11 protein-coding genes and 1 tRNA gene are annotated in these 14,472 nt (G+C 73.6%); 1 reads left to right on the forward strand and 11 read right to left on the reverse strand.

Annotated elements, in window-relative coordinates; translation table 11 throughout:
* Positions 1-118: 118 nt before the first annotated feature.
* The gene (locus tag ITJ44_RS04655; RefSeq protein ID WP_194633564.1) at positions 119-2,044 is read left to right on the forward strand and encodes an ABC transporter ATP-binding protein; all 1,926 of its coding nucleotides are present in this window, start codon (positions 119-121) and stop codon (positions 2,042-2,044) included.
* A 6-nt stretch (positions 2,045-2,050) separates the two neighbouring features.
* On the opposite strand, the gene ITJ44_RS04660 is transcribed toward ITJ44_RS04655, so the two are convergent.
* The 11 genes from ITJ44_RS04660 to topA all read right to left on the reverse strand — a co-directional run bounded on the left by ITJ44_RS04660 (position 2,051) and on the right by topA (position 14,213).
* On the reverse strand, positions 2,051-2,419 hold the full coding sequence (locus ITJ44_RS04660) for a DUF2834 domain-containing protein (protein ID WP_194633565.1): 369 nt from the start codon (positions 2,417-2,419) through the stop codon (positions 2,051-2,053).
* Between the two features lie 80 nt (positions 2,420-2,499).
* Positions 2,500-2,847, reverse strand: a complete 348-nt coding sequence (locus ITJ44_RS04665) for a DUF2834 domain-containing protein (RefSeq protein ID WP_194634055.1) — start codon at positions 2,845-2,847, stop codon at positions 2,500-2,502.
* A gap of 66 nt (positions 2,848-2,913) precedes the next feature.
* Positions 2,914-3,714 (reverse strand): RNA methyltransferase, encoded by an 801-nt coding sequence (locus ITJ44_RS04670; protein WP_194633566.1) that lies wholly within the window; start codon positions 3,712-3,714, stop codon positions 2,914-2,916.
* The gene (locus tag ITJ44_RS04675; protein ID WP_194633567.1) at positions 3,714-5,189 is read right to left on the reverse strand and encodes an NAD-dependent succinate-semialdehyde dehydrogenase; all 1,476 of its coding nucleotides are present in this window, start codon (positions 5,187-5,189) and stop codon (positions 3,714-3,716) included. Before ITJ44_RS04675 ends, ITJ44_RS04670 begins: the two co-directional genes overlap by 1 nt.
* Before the next feature lie 98 nt (positions 5,190-5,287).
* Entirely contained in the window at positions 5,288-5,878 is a 591-nt protein-coding gene (locus ITJ44_RS04680) for an isochorismatase family protein (RefSeq protein WP_194633568.1), read from the reverse strand.
* 64 nt (positions 5,879-5,942) lie between these two features.
* Positions 5,943-7,430 carry a D-alanyl-D-alanine carboxypeptidase/D-alanyl-D-alanine-endopeptidase gene (gene dacB, locus ITJ44_RS04685; protein ID WP_228494488.1) on the reverse strand — a complete coding sequence of 496 codons (1,488 nt, stop codon included), beginning with the start codon at positions 7,428-7,430 and terminating at the stop codon, positions 5,943-5,945.
* 144 nt (positions 7,431-7,574) lie between these two features.
* Positions 7,575-7,650: transfer RNA gene (locus ITJ44_RS04690), tRNA-Thr, on the reverse strand.
* Positions 7,651-7,766: 116 nt separating this feature from the next.
* Positions 7,767-9,344, reverse strand: coding sequence for an alpha/beta hydrolase (locus ITJ44_RS04695; protein WP_194633569.1), 1,578 nt, complete (start codon positions 9,342-9,344; stop codon positions 7,767-7,769).
* The gene (locus ITJ44_RS04700) at positions 9,341-10,552 is read right to left on the reverse strand and encodes a DNA polymerase III subunit delta' (RefSeq protein ID WP_194634059.1); all 1,212 of its coding nucleotides are present in this window, start codon (positions 10,550-10,552) and stop codon (positions 9,341-9,343) included. The genes ITJ44_RS04695 and ITJ44_RS04700 overlap by 4 nt, the downstream gene beginning before the upstream one ends.
* Positions 10,553-10,626: 74 nt before the next feature.
* On the reverse strand, positions 10,627-11,262 hold the full coding sequence (gene tmk / locus ITJ44_RS04705) for a dTMP kinase (protein WP_194633570.1): 636 nt from the start codon (positions 11,260-11,262) through the stop codon (positions 10,627-10,629).
* Positions 11,259-14,213 carry a type I DNA topoisomerase gene (topA, locus tag ITJ44_RS04710; protein WP_194633571.1) on the reverse strand — a complete coding sequence of 985 codons (2,955 nt, stop codon included), beginning with the start codon at positions 14,211-14,213 and terminating at the stop codon, positions 11,259-11,261. Before topA ends, tmk begins: the two co-directional genes overlap by 4 nt.
* Between the last annotated feature and the right edge of the window lie 259 nt (positions 14,214-14,472).

Raw genomic sequence — 14,472 nt, forward strand, 5'->3', positions numbered from 1 at the left:
CCACGGCGATGCGGCACGCGCGACGCTCCGCTCGTCGGACACCCGAACCCTCGCCGGCCGTCCACCCGGCTGGCCGCGCGCCGCATCACGATCGCACCCACCACCCGGGAGAACACGCATGAGCACCGCCCGCCCCGAGACCGCCGCCGCGCCGCGCGCACGCTCCCGCAACCCGTTCGCCCGCCGCGACTCGGCCGACGACGGACCCCGGGCCCGCTTCTCGGAGCTCCTGCCCTACATCCTCGAGCAGCGCGGCCTGATGGCGTTCGTGGTGGTGCTCAGCATCCTGGGCGCGGCCGCGAGCCTGGGCCAGCCGCTCCTCGTGCAGCGCGTCGTGGGCGTCGTGCAGGAGGGCGGCCAGCTCGGCGTCCTCGTCTGGGCGCTCGTCGGCCTCGTCGTCGTGTCCGGCGTGCTCTCCGGCTACCAGCACTACCTGCTGCAGCGCATGGGCGAGGGCATCGTGCTCTCGTCGCGCCGCACTCTCGTGCGACGGATCCTGCGCCTCCCGATCTCCGAGTTCGACACGCGCCGCACGGGCGACCTCGTCTCGCGCGTCGGCTCCGACACGACGCTCCTGCGCGCCGTCCTCACGCAGGGCCTCGTCGAGGCGATCGGCGGCGCGGTCACGTTCCTCGGCGCCATCATCGCGATGCTGATCATCGACCCCGTGCTCCTCAGCCTCACCGTGCTCGTCGTCGCCGTCTCGGTCGTCGCCGTCGTGGGCCTGTCCGGGCGGATCCGCGTCGCGAGCCAGCGCGCCCAGCGCAAGGTCGGCGACCTGGCCGCGAGCGTCGAGCGGGCCATCGGCGCGATCCGCACCGTCCGCGCGAGCAACGCCACCGACCGCGAGATCCGCACCATCGAGCGGGACGCCGAGGGCGCCTGGGAGATGGGCATCAAGGTCGCGAAGGCGTCCGCCGTGGTCGTGCCGATCGCCGGGATCGCGCTCCAGGCGTCGTTCCTCGTGGTGGTCGGCGTCGGCGGATACCGCGTCGCGGCCGGGGCCATCACGGTCGGCGACCTCGTGGCCTTCATCCTGTTCCTCTTCCTCATGATCATGCCGCTCGGCCAGGCCTTCGGCGCCGTGACCGCGGTCAACCAGGCGCTCGGCGCGCTCGGCCGCATCCAGGAGATCGTGAAGCTGCCGGTCGAGACCGACGGCGACGCCGCCCTCGCCGGCCGCCTCCGCGGCGGCTCGCCCGCAGCGGAGGAGCGCACCGGGGCGCCCGCCGTCGAGCTCGTGGACGTGCGGTTCGCGTACCCGACGACGGCGGACGCGGACGCGGACTCCGCCGCACCGTCCGACCCGTCGGCCTCCGCGGCGGACGCGGCGGATGCGGCTCCGGGCGCCGACCGCACGGGCGGCGGCGTCCTCCAGGGCATCAGCTTCCGGGCCGAGCGCGGCACCCGGATCGCGCTCGTCGGCCCGTCCGGCGCCGGCAAGAGCACGATCCTCGCCCTCATCGAGCGCTTCTACGACCCGACGTCCGGCGTCGTCCGCGTCGGCGGGCAGGACATCCGCGCGCTCGACCGCGAGGACCTGCGCCGCCAGATCGGCTACGTCGAGCAGGACGCTCCCGTCCTCGCCGGCACGCTCCGCGAGAACCTGACGCTCACCGCGTTCGACGCCACCGACGAGGACTGCATCCAGGTCCTCCACGCCGTGAACCTCACGGAGGTGCTCGCGCGCAACGAGCTCGGCCTCGACGCCCCCGTCGGCGAGGACGGCATCATGCTCTCCGGCGGCGAGCGCCAGCGCCTCGCGATCGCGCGCACGCTGCTCTCCGCTCCCCCGATCCTGCTGCTCGACGAGTCGACCTCCAGCCTCGACGGCCTCAACGAGCAGCTGCTCCGCAAGGCGATCGACGCGGTCGCCGAGCACCGCACCCTCATCGTCATCGCCCACCGGCTCTCGACCGTCGTCGACAGCGACCTCATCGTGGTCGTCGAGAAGGGCCGCGTGGTCGGCACCGGCACGCACGCGGAGCTCGTCGTCTCGACGCCGCTCTACCGCGACCTCGCGAAGCACCAGCTGCTGGTCTAGCGGCGCTCAGGCCCGCGGCGTCGGCTCCGCGCGCTCCGGCGCGCTCAGGTGCATCTCCCGCGCCGCGAGGAACACCGGCAGGGCGACCGCGAACGCCAGGAGCGGGGCGAGCAGCACGTAGATCCAGACCCGGCGCATCCGGAGCCTGCGCCCCTCGACGACGATGAAGACGACGCTCGCGACCGCGGCGATCAGCAGATCCCACGAGAGCGACGAGACCGCCGGACCGCCGGCGCCGAGGTCCGCGAGGAAGTCGCGTCCCTCCGTGACCACGCGGACGTTCGCCGCCCACGTGAGCACGAGGGCGGCCGCCGCGAGGACGAGGTAGACGACGGCGAGGCGCGTGGGGCGCCGTCGTGCGGGACGCGTGCTCATGGGGACCCCTTCTCGTCGGTGAGGCCAGGCTAGGCGCTGGCACCCGCGCGTCCGGTCCCTACCCGCGCGTCGCACAGGTCTCAGCCGGGCGAGGCCTCCGTGCGCACGCGCATCTCGCGCACGCCGAGGAACAGCGGGAGGGCGAACGCGAGCGCGACGAGCGGGATGAGCAGCACGAAGATCCACGCGAACCGGATCCCGAGGCGGCGCCCCTCGACGAGGATGAACACGACGGCCGCGATGGCGGCGATGAGCACGTCGGCCGTGAGCGAGGACACCGACGGGCCGCTGCCGAACCAGTCGCCGAGGTAGTCGCGCCCGGACGTGATGGCGGTGATGTTGTAGGCCCACGTCACCACGACGCCGGCCAGCGCCAGCACGAGGTACAGGTAGGCCAGCAGGGTGGGTCGGCGCCAGCGGTAGGTCATGTCGGTCTCCTCGAGTCGGTCGGACACGACGAGGATAGCGATGGTGTCGTGTTGCCGGGTCGGGGATCAGGTCAGCGCGTAGAGCGCCACCGCGCTGGCGGCCGCCACGTTCAGCGAGTCGATGCCGTGCGCCATCGGGATCCGCACCACCGTGTCCGCCGACCGGATCGCCTCCGCCGAGAGGCCTGGCCCCTCCGACCCGAGCACGATGGCGAGCCGCTCGTGCTCCTCGGCCGGGAAGTCGCGGATCGACACGGCGCCCGGGGTCAGCGCCAGCGCCGCGACGTGGAAGCCGGCATCGGCGAGGGCGGTCCGCGTCTCGGGCCACTCCCCCGTGCGCGTCCACGGCACCTGCAGCACCGTGCCCATGCTGACGCGGATGGCCCGGCGGTAGAACGGATCCGTGCAGCGCGGCGTGACGAGCACCGCGTCCGCGCCGATCGCGCCGACCGAGCGGAAGATCGCGCCGACGTTCGTGGGATCCACGACGTCCTCGAGCACGACCACGCGCCGCGCGCCCGCCAGCAGCGACGCCACCGACGGGAGCGCCGGCCGGTCGAGGGACGCGACCACACCGCGGTGCAGCACGTAGCCGGTGAGCTCCGCGAGCAGCTCGCCCGGCCCCGTGAACACCGGCACGTCGCGATCCCCGACGAGCGCCAGCGCCTCGTCGACCGTGCCGCCGAGCGCGAGCACGGACCGCGGCGCGTGCCCGGCCCGGAGCGCCCGCTCGAGCACCAGCGCCGACTCCGCCAGGTAGATCCCGTGGCCGGCGCCCTCGGCCTTCCGGAGCGCGACGTCGGTGCGGTGGCTGTAGTCGGCGAGCCGCGGATCCGCGAGGTCGTCGACCGGGACGACGTGCGCCACTACGACGCGAACGGGTCGGGCGTGAGCGTGTACTTCGTGTTGAGGTACTCGTGGATGCCCTCGAGCCCGCCCTCGCGGCCGAGCCCCGACTGCTTCACGCCGCCGAACGGCGCCGCCGCGTTGGAGATGACGCCCATGTTGAGGCCCGTCATGCCCGTCTCGAGCCGCTCGATCATCCTCTGGCCGCGGGCGAGGTCGCGGGTGAAGACGTAGGAGACGAGGCCGAACTCGGTGTCGTTGGCGAGGCGCACGGCGTCGTCCTCGTCGTCGAAGGGCACGATGGCGACGACCGGCCCGAAGATCTCCTCGCGGAGGATGTCGCTGCCCTCGGCGACGCCCGTGATGAGGGTCGGCGGGTAGAAGTGGCCGGCACCGTCCTGCGGCTCGCCGCCCGCGCGCACGGTGGCGCCGCGCTCGACGGCGTCGCGCACCAGCCGGTCGGCCTTGTCGACCGCGCGGCCGTCGATGAGCGGCCCGACCGTGACGCCCTCCTCGGTGCCGCGCCCGATCCGCATCGCGTCGATGCGCTCCTGCAGCCGGTCGGCGAATTCATCCGCGATGGACGCCTCGACGATGAAGCGGTTCGCCGCCGTGCACGCCTGCCCGACGTTGCGGAACTTCGCCGCCATCGCGCCGTCGACGGCCCTGTCGATGTCGGCGTCCGCGAACACCACGAACGGCGCGTTGCCGCCGAGCTCGAGCGAGACGCGCAGCACGTTCTGCGCGGCCTGGGCGCCCAGCTGCCGGCCGACGGGGGTGGATCCGGTGAAGCTCAGCTTGCGCAGCCGCGGGTCGGCGATGAGCGGCCCGGTGACGTCGCCGGCGGCCGTGGTGGGGATCACGTTGAGGACGCCGGCGGGGAGACCCGCCTCGGCCAGCAGCTCGGCGAAGCGGAGCGTGGTGAGCGGCGTGAGGTCGGCCGGCTTGATGACCACGGTGCAGCCCGCGGCGAGCGCCGGCGCGATCTTGCGGGTGGCCATCGCCAGCGGGAAGTTCCACGGGGTGATGAGGAGCACGGGCCCGACCGGGTGCTGCGACACGATCATGCGGCCGGTGCCCTCGGGGTTCGTCCCGTAGCGGCCCGTGATGCGCACGGCCTCCTCGGAGAACCACCGGAGGAACTCGCCTCCGTAGGTGACCTCGCCGAGCGACTCGGCGAGGGGCTTGCCCATCTCGAGCGTCATGAGGAGCGCGAACTCGTCCTTGCGCTCCTGGAGCAGGTCGAAGGCGCGGCGCAGGATCTCGCCCCGGGCACGTGGCGCGGTCGCCGCCCACGCCGCCTGCGCGTCCACCGCCGCATCGAGGGCGCGCACGCCGTCCGCGGGGCTCGCGTCGGCCACGCGCGCGAGGACGGCGTCGGTGGCCGGGTCCCGGACCTCGAACGTCGCCCCGCCCTCGGCGTCGACCCGCTCGCCGCCGATGAGCAGGCTGGTGGGCGTGCCCGACAGGAGGTCGGTCTCGGTGGATGCGCTCATGGTGTCCTCGCTTCTTCCGTGCGGTGCGGTGCGGTGCGGTGGTGATGCTCGTGCTCGTGCTCGTACGCCGGCCGGCCGGGGGCCCGGCCGGCCGATCGTCAGTCGGCGGGCCCGTCGACGATCTCGGCCCCGGCGTCGCGCAGGCGGTCGAGCGCGGCGGAGCTGGTGGCGGGCGCCACGCCCGCGACGAGGTCGGCGAGGATCCGGACGCGCTTGCCCTGGTGGACCGCGTCGAGGGCCGAGGCGAGCACGCAGTAGTCGGTCGCGAGGCCGACGACGTCGATGTCGGTGATCTCGTGCAGCGCCAGCAGGTCGGCCAGCGGCACGCCGTCCTCCGTGGTGCCCTCGAAGATCGAGTAGGCGGGCGCGCCCTGGCCCTTGCGGAGGTGGAAGTCGACGGCGGTGACGTCGAGGTCGGGGTGGTACTCCGCGCCCGACGTGCCCTGCACGCAGTGCGCGGGCCAGGTGGTCGAGTAGTCCGGGACGGTGCCGGCCGCGGCGAAGTGCCCGCCGTTGTCGCCCGTCGCCTCGTGCCAGTCGCGGGACGCGAGCACGTGGTCGTAGCGGTAGGGCTCCGCGGCGAGGAGCCGGGTGATCCCGCGGGCGACGTCGCCGCCGCCCTCGACGCCGAGCGCGCCGCCCTCCGTGAAGTCGTTCTGCACGTCGATGATGAACAGGGCCCGTCTCATGCGCCGCTCCTTCCCCGGGCCGGGCCCGGTGCCGTGTTTCCGCCGCCCGGGGCCGGGCTGCGCGTCACTCGTCCCCCAGGTCCGCCCCGCAGCGGTACGTGCCCGCCGCCAGCGCGTCGAGGGCGACCTTCGCGTCGCCGGTGACGTTCCCGATGGCGTAGAAGGCGAAGGTCAGCTTCGTGCCGTCGGCCGCGTCGACGATGCCGGCGAGCGTGTAGCCGGTGTCGATCCAGCCGGTCTTGGCCAGGACGTGCCCGCGGGCCACGGCGCTGTCACCGGTGAAGCGGCTCGAGAGCGTGCCGGTGCGGCCCGCGACCGGGAGCCCGTCGTGCAGGTACCCCAGCGACTGCTTCCGCTGGTCGACCTGGATCATCAGCTGCGCGAGCAGCGACGGCGGGACGCGGTCGTCCGGGCTGAGGCCCTGGCCGTCGACGATGGTGAGCGTGGACGTGTCGAGCCCGTACGCCTGCAGGGCCTTCGGGATCCCCGCCGCGAGCGACTGCTGCGTGTTCCCCGCGCCGACCTGGATGCTCACGAGCCGCGCGAGCGACTCCGCGAGCACGTTGTCGGAGTTGATGAGCGCGGTCTGGATGAGCGACGACACGGGTTGCGACTCGACCTTGCCCAGCACCGCGGCACCGGCCGGTGCGGTCCCCTGCGTGACGTCGGCCGAGCCGCCGAGCATGGAGCGGAAGGTGCTGCCGACGCGCGCCAGCGGATCCTCGCTGCGCGCCGAGACGACGGCGGCGGGATCCGCGCGGTCGGCGTCGAGCTGCAGCGGCGTCATGAAGCTGGAGTACCCGGCCTTCCGCTCGGAGGCGGCCCACGACGGGATCCACGTGTCACCCGAGAACAGGGAGGTGTCGAGCACGATGCGGGTGATGGGCGTGCCCGCGGTGGCGGGATCCGCGGCCCAGGCCGTGCGCACCTGCTGGGCGAGGTCGCTGAGGCGCGGCGCACCCGGGTAGACGGAGCTGCCGGAGGTGAGGCGCGACAGGGTCGGGTCCCCGCCGCCGACCAGCACCACGGTGCCGGGCTCGGAGCCGCGGACCACCGTCGTGGCGATGCGCCGGTCGGGGCCGAGGGCGGCGAGGGCGGCGGCCGAGGTGATGACCTTCATGACGCTCGCGGTGCGCTCCGGCGTGCTGCCGTTCCGGTCGAACAGCACGCGGCCCGTCGCGGCGTCGCGCACCTGGCCCTCGAAGGTCGCGAGGCGCGGATCCTGCGCGAGGGACGAGATGGAGCACGTGCGGAGGTCGCGCGCCGCGGCCTGGTCGGCGGGCGCGGGACGCGGCGGCGCCTGCGTGGGCGTCGGGCTCGGGGTGGGCGACGGGTCGGCGGCGACGGCGGCGACGCTCGCGGATGCGCTGCCGGCGCGACCGGTCAGCGCGCCCGCGCCGACCGCGCCGGCGGCGAGCAGGGCGACCACCGCGACGGCGGCCGTCAGGGAGCGGGTGCGACGGCGGTCACGGGCGCGGACGCGGGACCCGGGGGCATCGGGATCGGTGCGGTCGGCGCGCGCGCGGTCGGGGCCGTCGGCAGGGGATCGCATGGGGCCATGTTAGACGCCGCGCCCGCGGGCTCGCCCGGCAGGCGGCGCACGGCGGACGCGACCGACGGTCGCGCCCTGTGGAGGGAGATCCCCGCCGGATGCCGGCTCTCGAGCGGAGAGCGCGACGGCGAGGGGAGGTGGTGGTGGAGCCGCCTGTCAGAATCGAACTGACGACCTTCTCATTACGAGTGAGATGCTCTACCGACTGAGCTAAGGCGGCCCGGCCCGGACTCAGCGAGTACCGGGCACGAGTAGAGAGCATACCGGATGCCGGAGGCTGCTCCCGCACGCGGGCCCCGCTCGGACCGCGACGGATGCCGTCGGTCCGCGCCCGGATCAGCCGCAGGTCGTGCCGGCGGCGGGCGGATCCCCGCGGAGCAGGTAGCCGTCCACCGCGGCCACGATGCACGGATCCCGCTGGACGTAGGCGATGTGCCCCTCGCCCTCGTAGGTGAGGAGCACGCCCGAGGAGAGCTGGCTCGCGAGCGCCTCCGCCCACGAGTACGGCGTCGCGGGATCGCCCGTGGTCCCGACCACGACGATGGGCGCCGCGCCCTCCGCCGACACGGGTGCCGGCGCCTGCCGGGCGGCATAGGGCCAGTTGCCGCAGAGCGGGTCCGGTTCGCCGTCGCGGGAGGTGTCGTCGTCCGCCAGCTCCCCGGCGGCGGCGCGGAGCTCGGCCGCCTCCGTGACGAGCACCGCCGGATCCCGCTCCACCGGGTAGTCGATGCACTGGATGGCGAGGAACGCCTCGTAGAAGTTGCCGTCGTACGTGCCGTCGGGCTTGCGGCCGAAGTAGGAGTCGGCGAGCGCGAACGCCGTGGTGGACTCTCCGCGGAGCGCCTCGGTGAACGCGCTCGAGAGCGCCGGCCACTGCTGCTCGCTGTAGAGCGCCGAGTTGATGGCGCTGCGCAGGACCTCCCCGTCGAGCTCCCGCCCGTCGGAGGCGCGCAGCGGGCTCCGGTCGAGGCGGTCGATGAGGGTGGCGACGGTCTGCTCGCCCTCCTCGACGGATCCGCGGAACGGGCAGCCGTTCCCCGCCAGGCACGCCGCCAGGTAGGACTCGAACGAGGTCCGGAACCCGGTCGTCTGCGCGAGGGAGACGTCGAAGGAGCTCGCGGACGGATCCGTCGCGCCGTCGAGCACCATCCGCCCGACGTGCGCGGGGAAGTCCTGGGCGTACTCCGCGCCGATGCTCGTGCCGTAGGAGTACCCGAGGTAGTTCAGCTGCCTGTCCCCCACCAGCGCCCGCAGCATGTCGAGGTCGTGCACGGTGCTCTGCGTGTCGACGAACTGCAGCAGCGATCCGGATCGGGCGGCGCACGACTGGGCGAAGGACTTCGACGCCTGGTCCAGCTCGGCGTCGTGCGCCGGGGTCCCTGCAGGGGCCTCCGTCTCGCCGTAGAGGAAGGAGTCGAGCTGGGCGTCGTCGACGCAGTCGACGGCGGTCGACGCCCCGACGCCGCGGGGATCCCAGCCGACGATGTCGTACGCGTCCTGCAGGTCGCGCGACACCGCGTAGTCGACGTTGGACTTCACGAGGTCGACGCCGGACGCACCGGGGCCACCCGGGTTGACGAAGAGCGAGCCGCGCGGCGTGCCTCCTCCGCGTGCGGTGTGCCGGGTGAGGGCGAGCTGGATGTCCGTCGCCGGGTCCGGCGCCGACCAGTCGAGCGGCGCCGTCGCGGTCGCGCATTGGGCGCCGTCCTCGCACGGGGACCAGGCGATGGCCTGCTCGTAGTAGCGGGCCAGGTCGGGGGCGACGTCCTCCGTCGTGGGGCTCGAGGTGGAGCTGCGCGGCTCGGGCACGGGGATGAGGCCGCATCCGCTCAGGGCGACGGCCGCGGCGAGGAGGACGGCGCCCAGCGCTCCGGCGCGCCGGACGGACGTCCTCCGCGTGCTCCGGCGCGTCATGCGCGACCCGCCGTGCGCGTGCGGGTGATGGACACGAGCATCGCCTCGAGGGCGAGCGCCGGCGACACGTTGCCGTCGATGCGGCGACGTGCGACCCCGACCGCGTCGAGCACCGCGAGCGACGCCGCCGCGGATCCGGCCTCCGCGGCGTCCGCGATCCGCGGGGCGATCGCCTCGTTCACCCGCGGGAGGTCCGCCCCCAGCTGGTGGAGGAGCACGTCGCGGTGCAGGGACATGAGGTCGACGAGGATCCGGTCGATGCCGTCACGGAGGCTGCGCGTGGCGCGCCGCTTCTGGTCCTCCTCGAGCTGGCGGATCTGCGAGCGCAGCTGCGGCGGGATGGACCCGCCTTCCTGCACGCCGAGCGACCGGAGCGCGCGCTCGCGCTCGTCGGCGTCGCGCTGCACCGTGAAGGCCTTGGCGTCCTGGCCGGCGAGCTCGAGCATCGCGGCCGCTGCGCGGACGGCGTCGCCCACCGTCCGGATGCCGAGCGCCAGCTCCAGGGTGCGGCTCCGGCGCTCGCGCGCCTCGGCGTCCGTGGCCAGCCGGTGCGCCATCCCGATGTGGCTCTGCGCCTCCCGGGCGGCACGCGTCGCCGTGGCGGCGTCGACGCCGTCACGACGCTGGATCAGCGCGGCGACGTCCTCGACCGACGGGATGCGCAGCCGCACGCTGCGCACGCGGGAGCGGATGGTCGGGATCAGGTCGGCCTCGCTGGGCGCGCACAGGATCCAGATGGTGCGCTCCGGCGGCTCCTCGAGCGCCTTCAGCAGCAGGTTCGACGTGCGCTCGGTCATCCGGTCGGCGTCCTCGACGACCATGACGCGGTACCGACCGACCGAGGGCGAGTACTGCGACGACGTGACGAGCGCGCGCACCTCGTCGATGGCGATGATGACCCGCTCCGTGGCGAGCACGCCCAGGTCGGGGTGGCTGCGGGCGGCGACCTGGCGTGCGGTCGCCGCGTCGCCCTCCGGCGTCCCGTCGCTGAGCAGCGCGGTCGCGAAGGCGTAGGCGAGGTTGGAGCGGCCGGATCCGGGAGGACCCGTGATGAGCCACGAGTGCGCGAGCGCGGTGCCGGCGGCGTCGCGCGCGGTGGCCCGCGGGCTGCTGGCCGCGGCGAGCAGGGCGACGGCCTCGGACTGCCCGGTGAGCTCGTCCCAGATCGCCCGGCCGTCGGGGCTCGCGGACGCCGCGGACGCCTGCATCCCGGATGCCTGCACGGCGGTCGTCCGAGGCCCGGCGGTGCGGGTCGCGGTCGGGCCGCCGGCCGCCGCGTCGCTCATGCGGAGGCCCCCGCGGAGATCAGCGCCTGAGCCCTGGTCCGGATCTGCGTGGCGATCTCCTCGCGCGGGCGCGCGGCGTCGACGACCAGGAAGCGCTCCGGCTCCGCGCCGGCCAGCCCGAGGAACGCCTGGCGCACGCGCTCGTGGAAGTCGGCGCGCTCGGCCTCGAGCCGGTCGAAGCGCGTGCGCGCGGCGTCGAGGCGGACCCGGGCGGCGGCCTGGTCGAGGTCGAGCAGCACGGTCAGGTCGGGCAGGAGCCCCTGCGCAGCCCAGAGCGACAGCTCGCGGATCTCGTCGGCGTCCAGCACCCGACCCGCGCCCTGGTAGGCGACGGACGAGTCGAGGTAGCGGTCCTGCAGGACGATCGCGCCCCGCTCGAGGGCCGGTCGGACGACCGTCTCGACGTGGTGCGCGCGGTCGGCCGCGTACAGCAGCGCCTCCGCGCGCGGCGCGATGTGGCCCCTCCGGTGCAGCACGATCTCGCGGATCTCCACCCCGAGGTCGCTGCCGCCCGGCTCACGGGTGACGACGACCTCGTGGCCCGCGTCCTCCAGCCACCCCCGCAGGAGCGCCGACTGCGTGGACTTCCCCACGCCGTCGCCGCCCTCCAGGGTGATGAAGACGCCGGTCACGTCGCGTCGGACGCCGTCGCCGCCGCAGCGGCCGCCTTGTTGGCGGCCCGCGTGGCAGCTGCCTTCGTCGCGGCTGCCGACCTCGCCGCGGTCGTCTTCTCCGTGGTCGCCTTCGCGGTGGTCGTCTTCGCGGTGGTCGTCTTCGCCGCGGTCGTCTTCGCCGCCGTCGTCTTCGCCTTCGCGGGCGCCTTGGCCTTCGCCTTGGCCGGGGCCTTCGCCCTGGACTTCGGCTTGGCCGGCCCCTTGGCGCGCTTGTCCGCCAGCAGCTCGACGGCACGGTCGAAGTCGACGTCCTCGACGGACTCGCTCTTCGGGATGGTCGCGTTGGTCTCGCCGTCCGTGACGTACGGGCCGAAGCGGCCGTCCTTGACCTTGATGCCCTTGCCGCTCACGGGATCCGCGTCGAACTCCTTCAGCGCGCTGGAGGGGCGACGGGCGCCGTACTTGGGCTGCGCGAAGACCTCGAGGGCGCCCGGCAGGTCGATCTCGAAGATCTGCTCCTCGCTCGTGAGCGAGCGCGAGTCCGTGCCCTTCTTCAGGTACGGACCGTACTTCCCGTTCTGCGCCGTGATGGGCGTGGCCGTCTCCGGGTCGTCGCCCACCACGCGCGGGAGGTCGAGGAGACGCAGAGCCGTCTCCAGGTCGACGGTGGCGAGGTCCATCGACTTGAAGATGGAGGCCGTGCGCGGCTTGACGGCCGCCGCCTTCTTCGCGGCGGGCTTCTTGGCGGGCGCCTTCGCGGCCGGAGCCGCCGAGGCGGTGGCGGTCGTGCTCTCGAGCACCTCGCCGGTCGCGGGATCCACGCCGTCGGCGGGAGCGGCGGGCGCTGCCTCCGGCTCGGGATCGAGCTCGGTGACGTAGGGGCCGTAGCGCCCGTCCTTCGCCACGATCTGCTTGCCGTTCTCCGGGTTGATGCCGATGACGCGGTCGGTGACGACGGGGGCGTCGATCAGCTCCCGTGCCTTCGCGGCCGTCAGCTCGTCGGGCGCGAGGTCCTCCGGCAGGTTGACGCGGCGGGGCGTGGCATCGGCGGCTGCGCCCTCCTCGTGGACCTCGAGGTAGGGCCCGTACTTGCCGATGCGCAGGGTGATGTCGTCCGCGATGCGCAGCGAGTTGATCTCCTTGGCGTCGATCTCGCCGAGGTTGTCGATGGTGGGGCGGAGCCCCTTGTGCGCGTCGTTGCCGTAGTAGAAGCCCTTCAGCCAGTCGACGCGCTCGGCGGAGCCCTCCGCGATGCGGTCGAGGTCGTCCTCCATGCCCGCGGTGAAGTCGTACTGCACCAGCTCCGTGAAGAACTCCTCCAGCAGCCGCACCACCGAGAAGGCGATCCAGTTGGGGACGAGCGCCGTGCCGCGCGGCGTGACGTAGCCGCGGTCGACGATCGTCGAGATGATGGCGGCGTAGGTCGACGGACGACCGATGCCCAGCTCCTCGAGCGTCTTGACGAGGCTCGCCTCCGTGTAGCGCGGCGGCGGGCTGGTCTCGTGCCCCTTGGCGTCCACGTCCACCAGGCGCAGGTCCTGGCCCTTCTTGAGATCCGGCAGCTTCGCCTCGCGCGGCTCGGCGGCGCCGTGGCGCTCCTCGTCGCGGCTCTCCTCGTACGCGGCCAGGAAGCCGCGGAACGTGATGACCGTGCCGGAGGCGGCGAACTCGGCGACCTCGCCCGCGGAGGTCGGCCCCGCGGCGATGACGACCGACGCGGTGGATCCCTTCGCGTCGGCCATCTGCGACGCGATGGTGCGCTTCCAGATGAGGTCGTAGAGCTTGTGGTCGTTGCCGCGCAGCGTGGAGGCGAGCTGCTGCGGCGTGCGGAAGGTCTCGCCGGCGGGGCGGACGGCCTCATGGGCCTCCTGCGCGTTCTTGCTCTTGCCCGCGTAGAGGCGCGGCTTGTCGGGCACGGTCTCGGGCCCGTACAGCTCGGCGGCCTGCTTGCGGGCCGCGTTGATCGCCTGCTGCGAGAGCGAGGGCGAGTCGGTGCGCATGTAGGTGATGTAGCCGTTCTCGTAGAGCGACTGCGCGACGCTCATGGTCTGCCGGGCGGAGAATCGCAGCTTGCGCGCGGCCTCCTGCTGGAGCGTCGATGTGGTGAAAGGCGCGGCCGGGCGACGCGTGTAGGGCTTCGACTCGACGCTCTGCACCTTCAGCGGGACGGACGGGTCGCGCAGGGCCTCGGCGAGCGCCTCGGCGCTGCTCGCGTCGAGGGGGCGCGAGTCGTTCTTGAGCGCTCCCTTGTCGTCGAAGTCGCGGCCCGTGGCGATACGGGCACCGTCGATGCGGACGAGGCGCGCGTCGAACGGCAGCTCCTGGTCGAGGGGCGAGAGCGACGCCGTGAGGTCCCAGTACGAGGCCGTCACGAAGGCCAGGCGCTCGCGCTCGCGGTCGACGACCAGGCGGGTGGCGGCGGACTGCACGCGTCCGGCGGACAGGCCCGGACCGACCTTGCGCCAGAGCACGGGCGACACCTCGTAGCCGTAGAGGCGGTCGAGGATGCGCCGCGTCTCCTGCGCGTCCACGAGGGCCGTGTCGATGTCGCGCGTGCTGTCGCGGGCGCGCTCGATGGCCTCCTTGGTGATCTCGTGGAAGACCATGCGCTTGACCGGCACCTTCGGCTTCAGCACCTGCAGGAGGTGCCACGCGATGGCCTCGCCCTCGCGGTCCTCATCCGTCGCGAGGAAGAGCTCGTCGGCGTCCTTGAGCGCCCGCTTGAGGTCGGCGACCGTCTTCTTCTTCTGGTCGCTGACGACGTAGTAGGGCTCGAACCCGTTCTCCACGTCCACGGAGAACTTGCCGAGCGTGCCCTTCTTCAGCTCGGGCGGCAGGTTCTTGGGCTCGATGAGGTCGCGGATGTGGCCGACGGATGCCTGCACCTCGTAGCCGCTGCCCAGGTACTGGGCGATCGTCTTGGCCTTGGCCGGCGACTCGACGATGACCAACTTCTTCGTGCCGGGCACGTGACTCCTTATATATGCGTTCATGGGGGCCGGTGTCCGGCCCGGTGTCCGGGTTGCGTGCCCGCTCGGATCGGATCCGATCCGGGGCGACGTGCGGCGGGGTCCCCGACAAGGCACACCATACACACGCGCACCGACCGGCCACCTAATCGCGACGCCGCCCGGACGCGCCGTGTCCAGGCGATGCCGCGGCGGGTTCCGAGCGCCCCGCGCGGACACGGACGGGGCGGTGACGCCGGCCCGGACGACGGCCAGGAGC

Source organism: Clavibacter sp. VKM Ac-2873 (assembly GCF_015351075.1).
Taxonomy (GTDB): domain Bacteria; phylum Actinomycetota; class Actinomycetes; order Actinomycetales; family Microbacteriaceae; genus Clavibacter.

What these genes read in the sequence shown, in the direction of transcription:
- ITJ44_RS04655 (WP_194633564.1), top strand. Translation starts at nt 119, where the DNA reads ATGAGCACCGCCCGCCCCGAGACCGCCGCCGCGCCGCGCGCACGCTCC.
- ITJ44_RS04660 (WP_194633565.1), bottom strand. Translation starts at nt 2,419, where the DNA reads ATGAGCACGCGTCCCGCACGACGGCGCCCCACGCGCCTCGCCGTCGTC.
- ITJ44_RS04665 (WP_194634055.1), bottom strand. Translation starts at nt 2,847, where the DNA reads ATGACCTACCGCTGGCGCCGACCCACCCTGCTGGCCTACCTGTACCTC.
- ITJ44_RS04675 (WP_194633567.1), bottom strand. Translation starts at nt 5,189, where the DNA reads ATGAGCGCATCCACCGAGACCGACCTCCTGTCGGGCACGCCCACCAGC.
- ITJ44_RS04680 (WP_194633568.1), bottom strand. Translation starts at nt 5,878, where the DNA reads ATGAGACGGGCCCTGTTCATCATCGACGTGCAGAACGACTTCACGGAG.
- dacB (WP_228494488.1), bottom strand. Translation starts at nt 7,430, where the DNA reads ATGCGATCCCCTGCCGACGGCCCCGACCGCGCGCGCGCCGACCGCACC.
- ITJ44_RS04695 (WP_194633569.1), bottom strand. Translation starts at nt 9,344, where the DNA reads ATGACGCGCCGGAGCACGCGGAGGACGTCCGTCCGGCGCGCCGGAGCG.
- ITJ44_RS04700 (WP_194634059.1), bottom strand. Translation starts at nt 10,552, where the DNA reads ATGCAGGCGTCCGCGGCGTCCGCGAGCCCCGACGGCCGGGCGATCTGG.